The organism is Porphyromonas sp. COT-290 OH3588 (assembly GCF_000769075.1).
GTDB lineage: Bacteria > Bacteroidota > Bacteroidia > Bacteroidales > Porphyromonadaceae > Porphyromonas.
The window spans coordinates 144469-163925 of record NZ_JRFC01000020.1; the positions used below are offsets into that span (position 1 = coordinate 144469).

Below are 19457 nucleotides of genomic sequence, written 5' to 3' on the forward strand. Positions count from 1 at the left end.
GGGTCCAGAACTAGCTTTGCTCGATCCTCCTAGCCCCTGCCCTCGCGCATCTAGACCTCCACTAGAAAGGATAAACAGCCCTACCCTAGATTGGATTTCAGTATCTAGTACCAATCCACTAAACTTATAGCTAGGATTTACCTAGATGCGTCTTATCGGCCATGAGTATTAAAGACTATATATGTATCTTTGCTCGTTATTTCTTCGGAAGAATGTAAGAATAGAACGGATATGTCTAAGAACCGCAAGCGGTATCAACAATATACAATCCCACTAGGAATCCTCCTAATCCTTATTTTATCGGCCTGCGTCTTTCGCCGTCCTATACCCCTTGCATCTCCCAAGGTAGAGGCAGAGCAGGGCAATACGCTCGATACAATCCTTCTCGCAGTACCCGACAGCCCTGCAAAGGCTATTGACACGATCTCTCTACGCATCGATAGCCTCTCGGTAACCAACGATAGCCTTCGCCTACTAGATAGCATCTTCGTAGACTCCCTACGCCCTAGGACAGACAGCCTTACCGTAGCAGACAGCATCTCAGTGGTCGATAGCTTACAGAACCAAGCAGATAGCAGCAAGCGCAACCCCGTAGTAGATGGTTTCGACGACATCATCGAGTACAAGGCCAAGGACTCTATCGTCATGATTGGATCCAATCTGGCATATCTCTTTGGGCCAAGTACAGTGGACTACAAGGACAAAGGACTGGAAGCTAACTTTATGCGTATGAATGTGGACAGCAACCTTGTCTACGCTCACTACGTACTAGACAGCCTCGGTCGCCCTACGGCTCACCCCAAGTTTAGGGACGGCGACCAAAGCTATGAAGCCAAGACGATGAACTACAACTTCAAGACATCCAAAGGGTTCATCACTGGGGCCGTAACCAAACAAGGCGAGGGCTATGTCGTGGCTGAGCGTACGAAAAAGGACACAGAGGGGCATATGTATATGGAGGGTGGCACCTACACCACGTGTAGCGACCTAGAGAGTCCCCACTTCTGCCTAAAACTTACCAGAGCCAAGGTACGCACAGGTAAGAATATCGTCGCAGGGCCATCTTATCTAGAGATCCTAGGCGTACCACTACCTATTGGTTTGCCTTTCGGATTTTTCCCGTTCTCTAGCTCCTACTCCTCTGGGATCATCATGCCTAAGTACGGAGAGGAAGCACAGCGAGGCCTCTACTTGCGAGAGGGAGGCTACTACTGGGCGATCAACGACTATGTAGATCTAGCGATCACAGGGGACTGGTACAGCCGAGGCTCATGGGGGGTAAATGCTAGCTCCAACTATCGCAAACGCTATAGCTACAATGGCGGATTTAACCTCAGCTACATCGTTACCAAAACGGGTGACGAAGATGTGGCAGGCGACTTCACTTCGACCAAAGACTTCCGCATCAACTGGACGCACTCGCAGGACGCCAAGGCAAACCCCAACCAAACCTTCTCGGCAAGTGTGAACTTCTCCACCAGTAGCTACAACCACAATTCGCTCAACACGCTCTACAACCCGAATCTCTCTGGTCAGAACACCAAGAGCTCATCTATCAACTATAGCCGTACGTTCGTCGGTACACCATTCCGCCTCTCAGCCTCAATCGATGCCTCTCAGACCTCATCGACCAAAGAGGTAGCCCTTACCTCGCCCAATATCTCGGTAAGTATGAACCGTATCTTCCCATTCAAAAGGAAGAAGCGTGTGGGCAAAGAACGGTGGTACGAGAAGATCGGGCTCAGCTACTCAGGACAACTACGCAATAGTATCTCGGCCAAAGAAGACGAAGTATTCAAGAAGAACCTCATCAAGGACTGGCGCAATGGTGTCAGCCACAGCATTCCGATCTCGGCATCGTACAAGATATTTGACTATATAGATATGACGCTTAGCGCCAACTATACGGAGCGCTGGTATAGCTACAAGTCAGTCAAAGAGTACGACCCCACGCAAGACAGGCTTGTAAGCAAAAGGAAGTACGGCTTCAACCGATCCTACGACTTCAGCACATCGGCTAGCCTCAATACCACACTCTATGGTTTCTTCAAGCCTTGGCGTATCTTCGGCGACAAATTGCAGATGATTCGCCATCGTATGACTCCAAGCATCGGGATCAGCTACCGCCCCGACTTCAGCGAAGACTTCTGGGGATCTTGGCGGCACATCGAGTACACAGACAAGAATGGTAATAGAAAGCAAGAGATCTACTCACTCTTTAGCGATGATCATATCTTCGGAGGAGCAGGCCGAGGCAAGAGTGCATCACTCAACTTCAGCCTAGACAACAATATCGAAGCAAAGATCCGCAGTAAGCAAGATACGGTAGAGAGCTTCAAGAAAGTCAGCCTTATCGATAACTTCTCCGTCAGCACAAGCTATAATATGGCAGCGGATTCGTTTCAGCTGAGCGACATCAATGCACGTATCAACCTCAAGCTCTCCAAGAGCTTCAACCTCAACCTCAGCGGATCTTTCGACCCTTATATGTACGGGCATACGACTAGCCCCGATGGGACGAAGCGAGAAATAAGGCTCAATAAGCTACGTGTCTTCAACGGCAGAGGAATTGGCTCGCTCAGAGGGACGGGTACATCATTTAGCTATACTTTCAATAACGGCACTTTCGAGAAGCTCATGAAGCTCTTCAGTGGCGAGGACAAGGACAAACAGGGTAACAGATCGGGGAAAGACTCTGGCGAAGGCACCGACAATATGCAGGGGCCCAACCAAACGAACCGAGATACATCTCTGGGAGAGATGGCAGCCAATCAGAATGCTAGTCAAGACGGAGGATCGATGTATGGCAATCAAGACGATATACAGTACGATGCAGACGGCTATGGTATAGCTTCTGTACCTTGGAATCTCTCAATCAGCTATGGGGTCAATCTCAACCGAACGACCTTCGACTTCGATCGTGACGAGTATAACTATGGGCTAACCCACAGCTTAATGTTCTCGGGCAGTATACAGCCAACGAAAAATTGGTCGTTCAACTTCAATGCGAGCTATGACTTCCTCAGCAAGAAGATAGCCAACATGACCCTCGGCATCAGCCGAGACCTACACTGCTGGAGTTTCACTGCTAGTGCCATTCCGTTTGGCCCGTACAAGAGCTACAATCTGACTATCGGAGTCAAGAGCTCACTACTCAAGGATCTCAAGTACGACAAGCACAGCCGTCCTAACCCATCAGTCTGGTATTAGTACGATCTAAGTTTGGAAACTCTATTGTACAGAGCGGTAGACTTCGTCACTTTTTCCGTACCTTTGCAAAGATGTTCCCTAAGAAACGATATGAACTAGAGGCAACATCTAGAAAGAACTTGCATGTTACTGACACTAATTAAAGGTATCATCATAGGTATTATCATCTCAGCTCCACTAGGACCTGTGGGTTTGTTGTGCCTGAGAGAGACCATATATGGCGGACGCAAGGAAGGTTTGCTCACAGGTGTAGGAGCCATGATTAGCGATGTCCTATATGGTTTTGTTGTTTACCTAGGTGTGGGCCTAGTCTTGGACTTCGTCGATGCGTACGATGCCGCTCTGCGCATTTTGGGCGGAGTGATTATTATGATTTTTTGCTATGTGGTTTTTCGCAATGCTGGCAAGGGCGTCAAGCATCAACCCACCAAGCGCCTCAGCAAGATACATGGCCTGCGCAAAGTCGTAACGGCTTTCCTCGTCACACTCTCGAACCCTTTCATCATGCTCTTGATCCTACCACTATATACGCGCTTCGGATTTGTCCGAGAGAGCAGCACGCCCGGGCTAGAACTAGCCCTTGCCCTGACGGCCATAGGCATCGGCTGTATGCTATGGTGGGTACTGCTAACTTACTTGGTTACGAAACTCTCACAGCGTATGGGGGACCGTGGTGTAATGTGGATTAGCCGTGGTGTAGCGACAATCCTATTCATCATCGCCATCATTGGTATCTATACAGGGATTGAGTCCTATTACTTGGCTCACTATTAGTGGCGTCTAACCAACGAAACAGCTACATTAATATGAAAAGAACAACTATCCCATTCGTCGATCTATCCTCAGCTTCTATGACCGACCTCCCGCTTCTTCTCGAGAGCAGAGGGCGTCGTCTACATATTGACACCTTGCCTTGGGAGGCCGACTTCCCATATCAACCGATAGCGGTAGTAGATATTGCCCACTGCCACGAGGGTATTGCTCTGCACTACTTCGTGAGAGGTCTAGATCTACGTACACTATCGGAGGGAGATGGTCACTATGTTCACGAGGATAGCTGTGTGGAGTTTTTCATGCAACGTGAAGAGGGGGAAGCCTATATCAACTTCGAGTTTAATGCCGCAGGTGTCTGCTACGCCTCTCATCACCCAAGAGTTGGCGAAGGGACTGGCTTCACTGCTGAGGAGTTTGCGACAATCCGCCGCCATGCTACATATACCGATCAGAAGCTAGACCAAACAGGCCTGCATACGTGGGAGCTAACTGCCCTAATCCCATGGACGACCATGGGCTATGCCGAGGGAGAGCGCCCACAGTCAATGCGAGCTAACTTCTACAAGTGTGCAGACGGTACAGCACACCCACACTACCTATCTTGGTCGCCAATCGTAGAGGAGCAACCAGCCTTTCACAGACCTCAGTTTTTTGGTGAGCTGATTTTTGAGCAAGCCTAGAGTTGGCTGTAATGTTTCTGTCCGCTAAGGTAATATCGGCGAAGCAGACTAAATGTTTTGATACCCTCGGGGTTCGGAACCTTTGTTTGGGCTAAGTTCTCTCGTCGATCAGCCTCGAAGTCGGGACGCATTGTACGATAATCTCGATACGCCTGCCAAACTGCCCTAGCATGGCGCACTTGCCCACGCAGCAAGAAGACCAATAGAGCCAAACAATCCAACAAAATACGTACCCGAAGTACTGCCTCAAGGCGTGCTTCGGGTAAATTTTTGTAGAGCATAAGCAGATTATTGCGGAAGTTGAGGTAGGTTTTGCGCGGATGCTCCGCTGCTAGACTAGCACCTCCCACATGATAGACTATCGAATGGGGAGCTAGAGCAATTCTCCCTCCCCGAGCTACTACACGCCAACAGAGATCTATCTCCTCTTGATGCGCGAAGAAGCGAGCATCGAGTCCCCCAGCCTGCAAGTAAGCCTCTCGGCGAATGATCAGACACGCACCAGATGCCCAGAGCAGATCTGTCGCAACTTCATCATACTGCCCCCTATCCGCCTCCAAGGTATCGAAGATACGCCCCCGACAAAATGGGTAACCATATACATCTAGATAGCCTCCAGCAGCTCCTGCATACTCAAACATCTCAGGCGAACGATAGGCACGTATCTTGGGTTGTACTGCCGAGATGTCCGAAGAGTGTTCAAGCAAAGCAAGAGGCTCATCGAGCCAGCCTGCGGTCAGGGCCACATCACTGTTGAGGAGGACGATTACCGAGTGCTCAAGCATCTCTATTGCCCTATTGTAACCGAGGGCAAACCCATAGTTTTGGTCAAATGCAATACATCGAACATCGGGATAATGGCTCTGTAAATAGGCGACCGAATCATCGGACGAACCGTTATCAACAATGATTAGCTCCGCTTCGGCTGGCGTAAACGCAACCCAAGAGGGCATAAACTGCTCGAGCAGTCTACGGCCATTCCAGTTCAAGACAACGACAGCTACACGCCTGAGTCTTTCCATCGGACTAGTTGATTTGAGAGGGAGTGGATTGCGCCTCGGGGGGCTTGAGCTTCCACCTGCGATGACTCCAGAGCCAGCAGGCGGGATCTCGCCGAATAGTTTGCTCGAGCTCGTGGATATAGAGCTTGGTGAGCTCATGCCTTGGCAGCAAGTGTGGGTTAGCGCTCAGCAGCTTCATTCGGCCAGTATAACAACGATTGTTATGACGAACGACGTCCATATACACCACGGGCAACTGATACTTGGCAGCCAAACGCTCCGCTCCGTCGAGGAACGCAGTAGGCTGATTGAGGAAATCTGCCCAAAGGCCCACTCGACCGTCCTGCCCGGGTGTCTGGTCTGCGATGAAAGCAATGGTATGCCCAGAGTCTGGGCTCTGACGCATCAGCTGAATCAATCGTCTACCGACTTGGTCTTTGGGGGTCGTCATCGAGCCGAGTGCGGAGCGCATCTCTAGCTGTACCCGATCTAGCGCCTCATCTTTGAGGGGGCGGTAGAGCTGCTCCTGCTGAATGCCAATCTCGTCGAAGTAGATTTGTCCTGCACTGAACAACTCCCAATTACCACAGTGCCCCATGAGAACAAGGGAGAGAGGTTTGCCCTCTGCTTTGAGCATGGCGAAGATCTCCATACCCTCGACAAGCATATGCTCCCGCTTAATGACCTCGGTGGGCTGAGCTAGTAATTTGGGAGAAGAAAGGAACTGAAAAACCAAATGGTCATAGAAGTCGTGAGCAATACGCTCTAGCTCGGCAGTACTCTTCTCGGGGAAGCTACGCTTGAGATTGTCGTAGACCACAGCACGGCGATAGGCTATGGGGCCTCTAAGCAGTGCAGCAATACCTTTGCTCAGGGCTGTGAGTACGCCCCAAGGCAGACGTCTGAGCAGAGCAAAAAAGGACTTGTACAACTGGTATTTCATACCGCAAAGGTAGTTAGATTAGGAATAATCCCGTATCGCTCAGCCCTGTAGTTTGTACCAGCTCCATTGACCCGACCCGATCGGCTTGATATGGGCGGCCAACACGTACATAATTGTCGGAGTAGCCCGTCATCCAGCCATCGTCATTGCCCTCCTCCCAGATCACACGCATCTCTCGACCTATATTGGCCTCGTAGAATGCCCTGAGCTTATCCTCCGAGAGCCTCTGCAATCTCTGGCTACGCCTGTGCTTTTCTCTTGGGTCTACGCTATGGGCAATGCGCAGAGCCATCGTACCTGACCGTTCGGAATAGCTGAAGACATGGAGCTGAGAGCAGTCCAACTCTGTGAGATAATCTACACAAGCCTCATAGTACTCTAGGAGCTCGCCTCTAGTACCCACGATCACATCTACCCCAATGAAAGCCTCGGGCAGACGCTCTCGGATATAGGCGACTCTACGAGAAAACAGTGCAGTATCGTATCTACGACGCATCAGCTTGAGGACCTCATCACTACCACTCTGCAGAGGGATATGGAAGTGTGGTGCTATACGTTGGCTCTCGGCACAGAAATCAATAATATCCTCTGTGAGCAGATTTGGCTCAATCGAGCCTATACGGAAGCGCCGAATACCAGAGATAGTATCGAGAGCCTTGAGCAAATCGAGGAAACTCTCTCCTGTGCTACGACCAAAATCTCCGATATTCACCCCTGTAAGTACAATCTCCAAGCCCCCCAACTGCTCGATGCGTCGAGCCTCCTGCACAATCTGAGCAATAGAGCCATTACGGCTACGGCCTCGTGCTTTGGGGATAGTGCAGTAGGTACAGTGGTAGTCGCATCCGTCCTGCACCTTGAGGTAGTGGCGGGTACGCTGGTCGCTCGAGGAACTGATGTGGAAGTGCTCAATATCCTTGGTCGCCGTCGTAATCGTCTGAGCTTGATCTTGCTCTCGGCTCAGCTCCAGCTGACTAAGATAGTGCACGACATCGAGCTTCTGCTCGGAGCCAAGTACCAAATTGACGCCCTCGATCTGGGCGACCTCCTCTGGGCTAAGCTGAGCATAGCAGCCCGTTACCACGACGAAAGCCCCGGGGTGCTCTCGATGGGCCTTACGAATCATATAGCGACACTTCTTGTCCGCCAGCTCCGTCACTGAACAAGTATTGATCACACAGATATCGGCATGCTCTCCCGTGCGCGCAGTGCGCACGCCTTGTGCCAACAAAGACCTCCCGATGTGAGAGGTCTCTGCGAAGTTTAGCTTACAACCCAGTGTATAGTAGGCTGCAGTTTTGTTCTCAAATATAGAGTGATCTGTCATCTAATGTTGATTATTGCTAGAGCGAGGAGCAAAGATAAGCATAAGATAGGTGCGAATAGAACCCACTAACGCAATGCCCAAGCCAGTATAGAAGCCAGCAATGAAAGTATAGCTAACGAACCCCGAGTAGCGTAGAGCAATACCTAGGGTCATCATGAAGGCCATAATCGCCCATGATGATGGGGTAAAACAGCGATAAATGGGCAGAAACTCCCGACCACTCTGCTGTATTACCTTGATATTTTTGGCCACGACCCTAGGGAATATCCCCAGAGCAAAGAAGATGTACGCCCCAAAAGCCCAGTAAATCTTGGCCGAAGATGCAAGATTCCAGACCCCGTAAGCAATATACAGTACCTTGGCACCTGCGACAAGCCACAGCAAGCTAGCTATGATGTAGAGTCCTCTATGTGATATTTTCGTCATTGTATGTGAATATTACTCCATCTCCTCTTGTAGGAACTGATCCACATCAGGTATGTTCACTGGAGTAATAGCACTATCCATTCCTGCTGTGTGATCTAGCCCCACACCTCTCTCCTCTTCGGCTTCTTGACCCGAAAGTGTACCAAAGGTACTAATAACTTCCTCAAGTCCTTGTACAAACTTGTCGATATCTTCCTCATAGACAAAGACACGCTGGCGCTCTCTCTGCCCAGTACGGGTATTGATACGACTCTCGGAGATAACCAAATAGTTATTCCCCTGCTGATCCTGCTTCGCATCTAAATAATAGAAACGTGATCCAGCCTTGACACACTTGGAGAAAAGCTCCTTAGATGCCGAATATTCTTTTTCTTTCATACTGTAATCTCTTCCTCTAGTTGTATTAAGAGTTATCATTATTGAGACCTAATCCACCTATTAAAATTGTTCCCTAGCGAGGTGCATTCTACATGATAACTACCAATATAGTACTTTTTGTTTGGTCATTAGTTAATATTTCTAAACACTAATCGAGCAAGAAACATCATTTTATATGTTATTTTTTGATAAACAAGACCAACACAACAAGCCTTTTCCCCTAGTTACAAGCGAATTAAACAGATCAGCCGCCAACGATATTTTTCACACAATTGGGTGCAAAGAAACTTACGCCTGTATACGCACAGACTCGAAGCCTAGCAGACTCTCAAGCTCTCGACAAGGTATAGGATACCATGAGAGGGACAAAAGACCGAGAAATTAGCGATGGCAAAGATAGGTTAAGCGGCAAAATTCTCTAGAGCAAACTTAGCTCTATATAGAGCAAGGTTACCTCTACATAGAGCAAGCCTATCTCTATATAGAGCTAAGCTTGCTCCAAAGTTTCCGCCCAAGAAAGCGCAGGGCGCTCGTCCCCCTATACCAAAGACTACTGCTAGCAAGCCCAGAGCCGTTCACCAGAATATGGCTAGTGGACGACCTGCATCATGCATAAACGGCTGTGGGGTCTACAAAGTTTAATCCGCACGCATTTAGTCGTCTGCCTGAGATCAGACACCTATTTGTGGCACCCTTGGCTCAATCTCTGCATCTTCCATTGACACATCTCGTACTCTTTACGGAGGCTGCTGCAGCAATAAATCCTACAACAGTTCCTCTCCTACCAGAGAACTCTCCCAAACACAAAAAGCGATGTGCCAAGACTTACATCTCGACACATCGCCTATAGTATGCAAAAAAGCCCTCAAGAAACTCCAGCACAGAGGGGCTTTAACCAACAGACTAGAGCTGTCTAACTAGATAAACGTAGACAGGATAGTGATCGCTGTAACCATTCTGAAACTGTCCATAGCTGAAAGTACGGAAGGGATACCCCTTAAACTGCCCAGTCTTCTGCGTCAGCATAGAAGAGTTGCAGATGCGCCCATAGGCCTTCGTCGTCTTATCCTCGAGCAGCTTGAGCGTAGACAGATCCGAACCGATGAGGTTGCTGGTCACGACGATGTTGTCAAATAAGTTCCACACATCACGATAGGCCAAAGTACCTAACCCTTGGCGATGTAGCTTGGCCATGACATTGAATAGATCGCCCTCTCGGATCTCGTCGAGCTGATTCTTACTCATCAAGCCTTTGGTCAGGCTAGGCGACACGGGATCGTCGTTGAAGTCGCCCATGAGAATGACCTTTTGGTCTGCTCCGATGCTCGTAAGCGAGTCCGTCACCCGCTTCATCACTTTGGCCGCCGACATACGTCTATTAAGCGAGATCTGCTCCCCTCCTGCACGGCTAGGCCAGTGAGCGACAAGTATGCTGACGGGCTCGCCTAGGATAGCCCCATTGACCTCCAGCACATCTCTAGTCTTGATCTCTGGTTCGCCCGAGATATTAACGGGGTGTGGGCGAGCATCTGTAAACTTAAACACAGAACCTCTATAGAGCAGGGCGCAGTCGATACCACGTCTATCTGGCGAGTCGAAGTGTACGATACTATAGCCCTGAGCAGCAAGCGTAGGGTGAGCAATCAGATCTTCAAGCACCTGCCTATTCTCTAGCTCGCAGACCCCAAGGATATCGGGGGCTCTATCCCCGGCAATCTGATTGATCGCTGCAGCCATATTATCCAACTTCATCTGATAGCGCTCTGGCGTCCATTGATTAGAGCCATTGGGCAAAAAATCGGCATCGTTGTTGGGGCCATCTTGAGTGTCGAATAGATTTTCGAGATTGTAGAACGCCACTGAGATCTTGGCATACTTCTGTGCATGTCCTTGCCCGACACCTAGAAGCATCAGGGCTAGAGATGCTGTGAGCATTAGCTTCCGCATAACAAAAGAGCTTTAATATAAAATTCATAACTTTGAGCCAGTCAAAGATCTGATTGATTACTTGGACTTTCTCGACTTGGGGCAAATTTAATAAAACTTATTAGAAGCTGAATTTCAATGGGAACGTCCGTGTAACTAGATGATTGTATCGGATCTTACCTACTTATATAATGTATAGACATGAAGCGATTACTTACAGTATTGGCAATGGGTCTAATAACCGCTGGCTCACTCTCTGCTCAACAGACGCAGCGAGGGCAGGTTGTAGACCAAGCTAGTGGCAAGTCGGTGGAGGGCGTATCAATCTCCGTGTGGGGACCCGTACGCACACGACTGGAAACCGACCGTAACGGATACTACACACTCGAGAAGCTACCTCAGGGACGCTACACGATCACCATCACAGCGCCCGGCTATGAGGCACAGCAATTCGAATACATACAGACAGCCTCGGGAGCCAAGCTCCCACTGCTACGCCTTGCACCCATACAAGACGCACAAGGATTCTCCACCGAAGATCTAGACATAGTAGAGGATCTATCCGAGGGCGGTAGCTCACGTACTGATCTTGGGTCGCTACTATCTGCGAGCCAAGACCCATTCAACAACGCAGCGAGCTTCGCCTTCAGCCCAGCTCGCTTCAACCGCCGAGGCTACGACTCTCCCTACACAGCTCAGTACCTAAACGGTATCCCGATGAACGACCTCAATACAGGCTACTCGGTATGGTCGCTCTGGGGTGGGCTAAACGATATGACCCGCAACCAAAGTCTAAGCGAAACGCTGGAGCCAATAGATGTGGCTGTCGGGACAATTGGTCTGACAAGCAATCTACAAATGAGAGCCTCCAAATATCGAGCTCAGCGACGCCTAACCTACTCCAATAGTAATAGGACCTACAGCAACCGTGCTATCTTCTCTTGGACTACGGGGCGTATGCAAAACGGCTGGTCACTGGCTCTCTCTGGCAGCAGACGCTGGGGCAATGGACTATACTCTTATGTACGAGGGCAGCACTACGATGCTAGTAGCTACTTCCTAGCCATAGAGAAGCAACTCGGCGACAACCACAGCATCGGTTTGGTTGCCTTCGGTGCTCCCACACGCCGAGGCGTAGCGAGCGCATCGACCCAAGAGGCATATGATCTAGTAGGCTCCAACTACTACAACCCCAACATGGGGCGCCAAGGGCGTAACTGGCGCAATGCTCGTGAGCGAGATAACCACGAGCCCGTCGTACAGCTCAGTCACTACTACGACAATCTAGCCAAACATCTACAAATCAACACAACTGCGAGCTACCGCTTCGGCTACAACAGCTATTCGTCGCTCAACTGGTACAATGCTCCCGACCCTCGCCCAGACTACTACCGCTATCTACCATCTTACTTCACAGAAATGGCTACTCCGGGCAAAGAAGACCCCGAAACGGCTCTGCTGTACGAGGACTACTGGCTAAGCGACCCCAATACACGCTACATCAATTGGGAGAAGCTCTACCAAATCAACCGCAGCAATACGGCTCCTCTCTACAACTCGGAGGGTAAGCTACTGGCCGAGGGTAAGCGTGCACTCTATATGATAGAGCGACGCCACAGCGACCAGCAGGAGTTTGCTCTGGCCTCCTCACTCAACTGGATCGCGAACGACTGGCTTAGGCTGGATGCAGGCGTCAACTACCGCCACAATCGTACAGAGCAGTACACCAAAGTAGGTGATCTACTAGGGGCGGACTATGTGTACGACATTGACAAATTCGCAGATCGAGATTTCGGGGGTGACCCTAGCAAGGCTCAAATGGATCTGCGCAACCCTGACCGCATCGCCCGAGAGGGGGACCGCTTCGGCTACGACTACGATGCCATCATTGACAGAGCGCAGGGCTGGCTGAATCTCAAATACAACTTCCGCCACTTCGATGCCTACACAGCCGTATCGCTCACATACACCTCTATGTATAGACACGGCAATCAGCAGAGAGGTCTATTCCCCAACAATTCACTAGGAGCTTCTCCCCGCACGGACTTCACCGACCTTGCGGCTAAACTTGGGTTAACCTACAAGATCAGCGGCCAACACTTCCTCCTGCTCAATGCCGCCTACGTGGAGCAAGCCCCTACGTTCACTAGTGTATTTATCTCTCCTCGTACTCGAGATACACGTATCTCAGATCCCAAAAGCGAGCGCATGCTCTCGGCCGATTTGAGCTATGCGGTTCGTCTACCTTGGCTACGTGGTCGCTTGACTGCATTCTATACCCGAATTGCAGACAAGACCCGTACGATGAACTTCTACTCCGACCAGCATGCCGCCTTCTCCAACTACACCCTCTCGGGCATTGCAACCCGACACATCGGAGCCGAGGTTGGCCTAGAGGCCAAGCTATCCCCTACTCTCACACTCAATGGAGCTATGGCTCTGGGGCAGTATCAGTACGACAGCAACCCTGAGTATATCCAGACGATCGACAACGTAAACCGCATCGTCGAGCAAGATGTCGTGTACTGGAAGGGACTCAATACCTCGGGAACGCCACAGACGGCTGCCACGCTTGGTCTAACCTATCGAGCCCCTTGGTACGGAACATTTGGGATCAATGCCAATTATTTTGGACGCAACTACATCTCCATGGCTCCTGTACCTCGCACCGATGCTGGTCGTGCCTTCCTCCCAGAGAGCAAGATCCTGCCCGAGCGCCTCAAAGATGGGTTCACGGTAGATCTTTTCGCAGGCTATTCATGGCGTATCAAGCGTGATGTATTCCTCCGCCTCAACCTATCTGTGAGCAATATACTCAACAATAAACAGATCCACAGCGGAGGCTTTGAGCAGCTACGTACACGCTCCTACACCAACGAGGCAGGCGAAAGCACCCTACATACACCATTCGCCTCCAAGTACTACTACCTCTATGGGACGAACTTCTTCTTCAACACGTCGCTTCAGTTCTAGGGTATAGGTTCTTCAGACACATAATATATGATACAGATTATGAAATGGCATCAAACATTGGCTGTCCTAGCTATGATACTCGGCCTAACGACAGCTTGTAACTACAATAGACCAGACGAACCAGCCCCCCAAAGTGGGCAGGACTTGATTGAGAAGCTCAAACCTACTCATACGGTAGCTCAGCTCAAAGCTCTCTACCCCGGCTCGCCTCTCACTATCGCCGAAGATGTGATCGTGAGTGCCACGATGGCCTCGGACGACACCGAGGGCAACCTCTACCGCACCTGCTACATACAGGACGAAACAGGAGGTCTAGAACTCAAGCTATCTTTGGGTAACCTTAGCACTATTTATCCGCAGGGGAGCAAAATTTATCTGCGAACTCGTGGTATGACCCTCGGCCGCTATGCCGATCATATCAACCTTGGCTATAGATCTCTTGACCCCAAGTATGAAACGGCATTTTTCCCCGAGAAGCTCGTCCCCGAGGTTCTATTCTTCGTAAAGAGCGGCTCCATAGAGCCTCGCTCACTGAGCATCTCGGGTGTAAGCCCACAATACGCAGGTACACTCGTGCGCATTGAGGGGGTGCAATTCCTCGAGAGCGAGCTCAACCAAACCTATGCAGCACCAGACGACCGCAAAAGCCAAGGGTACGTCAATCGCACTCTAGTGGATCGTACTGGCAAAACCATCATCGTACGCACCAGTAGCTATGCCAAGTTTGCAGGTCGTAAGCTCCCTCAAGGCTCGGGTAGCATAACGGCTATCTTGAGCTACTTCCGTGACACGCCTCAGCTGCTCCTACTCAGAGAGTCGGACGCCAAGATGAGTGCTGCTCGCTTCTAATGTCCATAATCAATCATTCAATATTCAATGAAAATCTTAGGTAACATCCGTATGCGCTCACTCCATCTATTGGCTGGAGTGCTAGCTTTGGGTAGCATCTTCGCCTCTTGTAAGGACAACGACGATGCCTACCAAACTCCCGAGCTAACCGTGGAGGGAGTCAAAAACGAAACAATAGAATACAACAAGGATGGTGGCTCTGCCAACTTTACCCTACAAACCAATCGTAAGTGGAGTATCTCCAACTCTAGTTCTTGGATAGATGTGAGTCCCAAGGAGGGAGCATCCGGATCGCACACCATTACAGTAAAGGTGCTACCCAATACTTCTGGAGCTCGTCTAGGACAGCTACTCGTCAAGGCTGGGACGAAGACTCAGGCCATCAAAATCAAACAAGCAGGCATGGACGGCTCCGACGATCCTCAGCTCGAGGGCATGCCTCTCTCCGAGTTCCTAAAAACCTACGACAAGGGGACAGATATCCCCAGCATCAATGAAGATGTCTTCTTCGAAGCTGTGGTACTTACCGATGTCACTCAAGCTAATCAGCCATTCAGCAAGCTCATTGTAGTACAAGCAGGCGAAGTCGGTATCCCCGTAATCCTAAAAGAAGAAGTACGTGATCTAAAGCCCGGAGAGGTAGTGCGCATCAAGGCCAAGGGGGCTAAGCTAGCGTATTTCAATGGTGTTTCTCTACAGCTCACCTTGCCTAATGGAGCCAGCCTAGAGCGAAAAGGAGAAACACGCACGCTAGAACCTAAGGCTCTGACGATCGCTCAGATCTACGAAGGCAAGTACGACAATATTCTCGTGCAGGTATCGGGTGTGCAGTTCATCAACACAGATGGTACTCTTGTCAAAGACTCTAAGACAACTAACCATCAGATTACGGACTGCCAACCTACCCCAGAGGGCAAGAACAAGGTAAGCGTGACGGTCTTCAAGAATGCTAAGTTTGGCTCAGAAGCTATCCCAGAGAAGCGTGGTAGCATCACTGGAGTCCTACAACTTACTAAGGACAAAAACGACAAGACGCAAATCCGTTTCTACAACATTGCTCCTCGCAACCTAGCCGATATGCAGATGACAGAGGATCGTTGCCAAGAAGGGAGCACTCCCGAGCCACAGCCCGGAGAAACAGTCAAGATGAGTCTTGAAAACTTCATCAAGAAATATGACACTGGAGCCGATGCTAAGGTGGAGGAAGCCGTAGAGCTCACTGTAGCTCTGCTCAACGACTTTGAGGGCAACAATATGCAGAGCCTGCTCAACCTCATCGTGCAAGAAGGTAATCTTGGTATCACGCTCCGCCTCCCCAAGGGTAGCAAGCCACAGTTTGCCAAGGATGCCGAGCTCAAAGTACTCGCTCATGGCGCTACTGTGAAGAGATACAACGGCTCTCTACAAGTTGACTTCACAGATGTAGCCGATGCACTAACGGGCAATAAGATCTCCGCAACTGGTCAGACCAAAGCTATGACACCTGCTGAGCTAACCGTAGAACAGCTACAAGCTCAGAAAGTGGAGAATATCCTCGTGAAGATCAGCAAGACTCAGCTCAAAGACACCAACGGCGTCCTCAACGACGACACGAAAAAGACGGCATATCTACCTCTTGACACCGACCCTGCAATCACAGGTAAGGTTACCTTCTCTCTAGGTATCTCGGCTTACGCTCCATTCAAGGGCGACACACGCCCCTCCGGTAGCGGCTCTATCGTTGGTATCCTAAGCAAAAACATCAACAAAGATGGCGTATGCCAATACACTCTCTGGCCAAGAACTAAGGCTGATATGGCTCTGACTTCTCCTCGCTTCGGCGAAACACCCAAGCCAGACCCAACGCCAGACCCCAAGCCAACACCCAATGGCGCTGATCTAATGATCATCACTTATGTAGAGGGTGGAGGCAGCAATAAGTATATCCAGATCTACAACCCTACGGATAAAGCTATCGACCTAAAGGAAGGAGGCTACAGCCTGCAAATGGATAACTACGGCAAAGATGGCAAGGAGGGTGCTAAAAAGTCGGGCATCAAGAAAACGGCACTCACGGGCAAGCTAGAAGCCAAGCAGACACTCGTACTTGCCAACCCTAGGGCAAACGCCTACAAGGGTGATGTAACCCAAGATCAGGAAGCATTGAACTTCAACGGCAATGATAACGTAGCACTCTTCAAGGGAGATACGATGATTGACGTAATCGGTACGTGGGGAGAGGTTTGGCTAAATGGCTCTAATGGAGCAGGCAAGGATATAACACTACATCGCAAGGCCGACATCAATAAGCCTAACGCGACCTACACTCCTGACGAATGGGTCGTGCTCCCCAAAGATGATGTAACGACCCTAGGCAAACGCTAATCAAGCATAGACAATGAAGCAATTCAATTCAGTAGCAGGGTGTATAGCCCTGCTACTTGCTTTAGTCCTCACGGGCTGTATCGGCAATAATCGTGGAGAGCCCGAAATTACGCTCAAGGTTTCTCTAAGCACTTCCGACTCTCACGCCAAAGTCAAGCTACTCAACCAGTCGAGTACGACATTCTTCTTGCAGATAGAGAGCAATGGAGCTTGGCGCATCGAGAAAGAGCCGAGTATCTCCTCTAGCTGGATCACACTTGATGCAATGGAGGGCAAAGGGAATCAGGCTATTATCGTGAAGATCAAAGAAAACCTAGGCGAAGAGCGTAGCGTCGTCCTCAAAGCTCGCATCGGCAATAGCACAGATAGCTTCCAAATTATTCAGCAGGGGCAGCACAAGCCAAGCCCACAGCCCGATCCCGAACCTGCCCCCAAGGACGAACATATACTAGGCGATCTCAATCTCATTGAGCTACCTCGTCTAGCTGGAGGAGCGCACAACTACTTCATCACGCACTACCTCAAAGATGGTTCGGTCAATTACTCTCTTGAGTACGATACCGAGCGACGACACTCCCGCTGGGTTGCATTCACCTTCGACAAGAACAACTCCAAGAAAGTAACCAAGCGATCGGACGAATGGGACTGGGATCCTAAAGTACCCAGCCAGTTCGATACAAGTGACTTCTTCAGAGGGAGCGGCTTCGATCGTGGACATCTCGTGGCTTCGGAAGATAGAGTACACAGCAGAGAGGCGAATGTACAGACTTTCTACTACACCAATATGAGCCCACAGAGAGGTCCTCTAAACCAAAAGTATTGGGCCAAACTCGAGGACCTCATTAGAAGCTGGGGACGAGATAACAATTTCCGTGATGTCCTATACGTAGCTAAAGGAGGAACTATATCGGACAATCTCATAGAGGGACCTCGCCTAAAGGGCACAATGGTAATCCCCCAATACTACTGGATGGCAGTCGTAGCCCAAAGGGGGAGTGACTACCAAGGTATCGCCTTCTGGGTAGAGCACAAAGCCCACCCAGATAATACTCGTCACTTAGGTAAGGCTATCAAGATCCGTGAACTGGAAGAAAAGACTGGACTAGACTTCTTCCACAACCTGCCCAACACTATTGAGGAGCAAGTAGAGATGCAGGTACCCTCTACCATACTCTGGCCTAGACTCTAGACAAGCTCACGTATATTGCAAGAATGGATAAAAGGAGGACGCCAGACGGCGATCCTCCTTTTATTATTTGATCTTGTCCTCGGGCAAGGCCTACATGCTCCGAGGCTTGGGTATCACCCTACATCAAACTTCTTCTGCCTCTCGACTAGCCACGGGCTCCAAGGCTTATACTTGACGTCGTAAAACAAAAATGCTTGAGGAGTGTATGTTCAAGCCTATTCAAGTCGGTCTATTTGCCTTCTATATGGCCGCATAAATGCCCACAAATACATTTATTTTTTTTAGCTTTGTCCCTAAGTAAATCACTTTGTCAATAGAAGTATGTCTATACGATACATATCGATGTGTACCGCAATGTTGGTTGGTTGGAGTGCGTCACTTCAAGCCCAAACCGAGGTTAGGCGCTACAATGCGACGGCGGACACCGACTATGGAGTTGTCTACCGCCTACCACGCACACAGCTAGAGGTGATCGCCACTGTACGCGAGCGTATATATACACCGGGCGTATATGCCATTTGGGCGGAGAAGTATCTCGGGGTGCCTATGCCCAATCGAGCAGAGAGGCAATACGCGATCACTGATGTGCAGATACGCACCTATGGTGTAGCCGACACTGAGAAGCAGTACCTCATAGCTTTTGACAAACGTACTATCGCCCCCTTCGTTTCTCTGGGGCAAAACAATCTCATCTACAACATCAACGGACGAGAAGAGCCTAAACTAGAGGCTAAGACACAGCTCCCCACGCCTACATTCCCCGATAGGGCACTACCAGCTCTGCCACGAGAGTATAGCCTAGCGACCTCGGAGGCCAAACAAGCAGAGCTAGCTGCTGCATATCTGTACGAGGTGCGTGAGGCCGCTATGAGCATCGTCACCGGAGAGGTAGAGAGTATGCCCAAGGACGGAGAATCCATGCGCTTGATCCTTGACAAGCTACGCACGGAGGAGAAGCGTACCCTACGCCTATTCGCAGGGGATACAACAGAGCGCTACACGCAGCATCGCTGGGAGATAACCCCAGAGTCCGAGGATATGAACGGCCGTATCTTGTGTCGCTTCTCGGAGGCAGAGGGGGTACTCGATGCTATGGCACGAGAGGGCTACCCCGTGCTTTTTAGTTTACAGATCACAGAGCGAGCACCAGAGCTAAACAACAAAGACCGTAAAAAACATGAGAAGCTAGAGGGCATTACCTACAACGTGCCGGGTGCTGGCATAGCGACGGTTGATTACTCTGGCAGAACCCTAGCTAGACAATCCGTCCCTATCACTCAGGTTGGTGGAGTGCAAGTGCTGAGCAAGAAAATGTTCAACGTCAAGGACGCTGGCATTACAGCCGTCTATTTTGACCCCAATACTGGTGCCCTAGAGCGCATCGTCAATGAGTAATAAATAAACCCAATAATAACTT

General features: G+C 50.1%; 14 protein-coding genes. 8 read left to right on the forward strand and 6 right to left on the reverse strand.

Features of this window, described 5'->3' with window-relative positions; genetic code table 11:
- Nucleotides 1–231 precede the first annotated feature (231 nt).
- The 3 genes from HQ48_RS05730 to HQ48_RS05740 all read left to right on the forward strand — a co-directional run bounded on the left by HQ48_RS05730 (nt 232) and on the right by HQ48_RS05740 (nt 4664).
- Nucleotides 232–3210 (forward strand): putative LPS assembly protein LptD, encoded by a 2979-nt coding sequence (locus HQ48_RS05730; RefSeq protein WP_152568326.1) that lies wholly within the window; start codon nt 232–234, stop codon nt 3208–3210.
- 123 nt (nt 3211–3333) lie between these two features.
- On the forward strand, nt 3334–3984 hold the full coding sequence (locus HQ48_RS05735; RefSeq protein ID WP_044232256.1) for a LysE family translocator: 651 nt from the start codon (nt 3334–3336) through the stop codon (nt 3982–3984).
- A gap of 32 nt (nt 3985–4016) precedes the next feature.
- Complete coding sequence (locus HQ48_RS05740) at nt 4017–4664, forward strand: carbohydrate-binding family 9-like protein (RefSeq protein ID WP_044232258.1); 648 nt, start codon at nt 4017–4019, stop codon at nt 4662–4664.
- Here the strand turns inward: HQ48_RS05740 and HQ48_RS05745 are convergent.
- The 6 genes from HQ48_RS05745 to HQ48_RS05770 form a co-directional block, all read right to left on the reverse strand.
- Nucleotides 4661–5686: a glycosyltransferase family 2 protein gene (locus HQ48_RS05745; RefSeq protein ID WP_044232260.1), complete on the reverse strand. Its 1026-nt coding sequence runs from the start codon at nt 5684–5686 to the stop codon at nt 4661–4663. The genes HQ48_RS05740 and HQ48_RS05745 overlap by 4 nt on opposite strands.
- Nucleotides 5687–5690: 4 nt before the next feature.
- Nucleotides 5691–6608 (reverse strand): lysophospholipid acyltransferase family protein, encoded by a 918-nt coding sequence (locus tag HQ48_RS05750; RefSeq protein WP_044232262.1) that lies wholly within the window; start codon nt 6606–6608, stop codon nt 5691–5693.
- Between the two features lie 13 nt (nt 6609–6621).
- Nucleotides 6622–7935 carry a tRNA (N(6)-L-threonylcarbamoyladenosine(37)-C(2))-methylthiotransferase MtaB gene (gene mtaB, locus HQ48_RS05755; RefSeq protein WP_044232263.1) on the reverse strand — a complete coding sequence of 438 codons (1314 nt, stop codon included), beginning with the start codon at nt 7933–7935 and terminating at the stop codon, nt 6622–6624.
- Nucleotides 7936–8361 (reverse strand): hypothetical protein, encoded by a 426-nt coding sequence (locus tag HQ48_RS05760; RefSeq protein WP_044232265.1) that lies wholly within the window; start codon nt 8359–8361, stop codon nt 7936–7938.
- A 12-nt stretch (nt 8362–8373) separates the two neighbouring features.
- Nucleotides 8374–8739, reverse strand: a complete 366-nt coding sequence (locus HQ48_RS09025; protein WP_052405234.1) for a DUF3276 family protein — start codon at nt 8737–8739, stop codon at nt 8374–8376.
- Nucleotides 8740–9642: 903 nt separating this feature from the next.
- On the reverse strand, nt 9643–10686 hold the full coding sequence (locus tag HQ48_RS05770; RefSeq protein WP_044232266.1) for an endonuclease/exonuclease/phosphatase family protein: 1044 nt from the start codon (nt 10684–10686) through the stop codon (nt 9643–9645).
- 207 nt (nt 10687–10893) lie between these two features.
- On the opposite strand from HQ48_RS05770, the gene HQ48_RS05775 reads away from it, so the two are divergent.
- The 5 genes from HQ48_RS05775 (at nt 10894) to HQ48_RS05795 (ending at nt 19435) form a co-directional block, all read left to right on the forward strand.
- Nucleotides 10894–13638 (forward strand): TonB-dependent receptor, encoded by a 2745-nt coding sequence (locus HQ48_RS05775; RefSeq protein WP_235300203.1) that lies wholly within the window; start codon nt 10894–10896, stop codon nt 13636–13638.
- 39 nt (nt 13639–13677) lie between these two features.
- A complete protein-coding gene (locus HQ48_RS05780; protein WP_152568327.1) occupies nt 13678–14487 on the forward strand; it encodes a DUF5689 domain-containing protein in 810 nt (269 codons plus the stop codon).
- A 27-nt stretch (nt 14488–14514) separates the two neighbouring features.
- Nucleotides 14515–16851, forward strand: a complete 2337-nt coding sequence (locus HQ48_RS05785; RefSeq protein WP_044232271.1) for a DUF5689 domain-containing protein — start codon at nt 14515–14517, stop codon at nt 16849–16851.
- Nucleotides 16852–16864: 13 nt separating this feature from the next.
- The gene (locus tag HQ48_RS05790; RefSeq protein ID WP_044232273.1) at nt 16865–18040 is read left to right on the forward strand and encodes a DNA/RNA non-specific endonuclease; all 1176 of its coding nucleotides are present in this window, start codon (nt 16865–16867) and stop codon (nt 18038–18040) included.
- Nucleotides 18041–18361: 321 nt separating this feature from the next.
- On the forward strand, nt 18362–19435 hold the full coding sequence (locus HQ48_RS05795) for a DUF4831 family protein (RefSeq protein WP_044232275.1): 1074 nt from the start codon (nt 18362–18364) through the stop codon (nt 19433–19435).
- Nucleotides 19436–19457 lie beyond the last annotated feature (22 nt).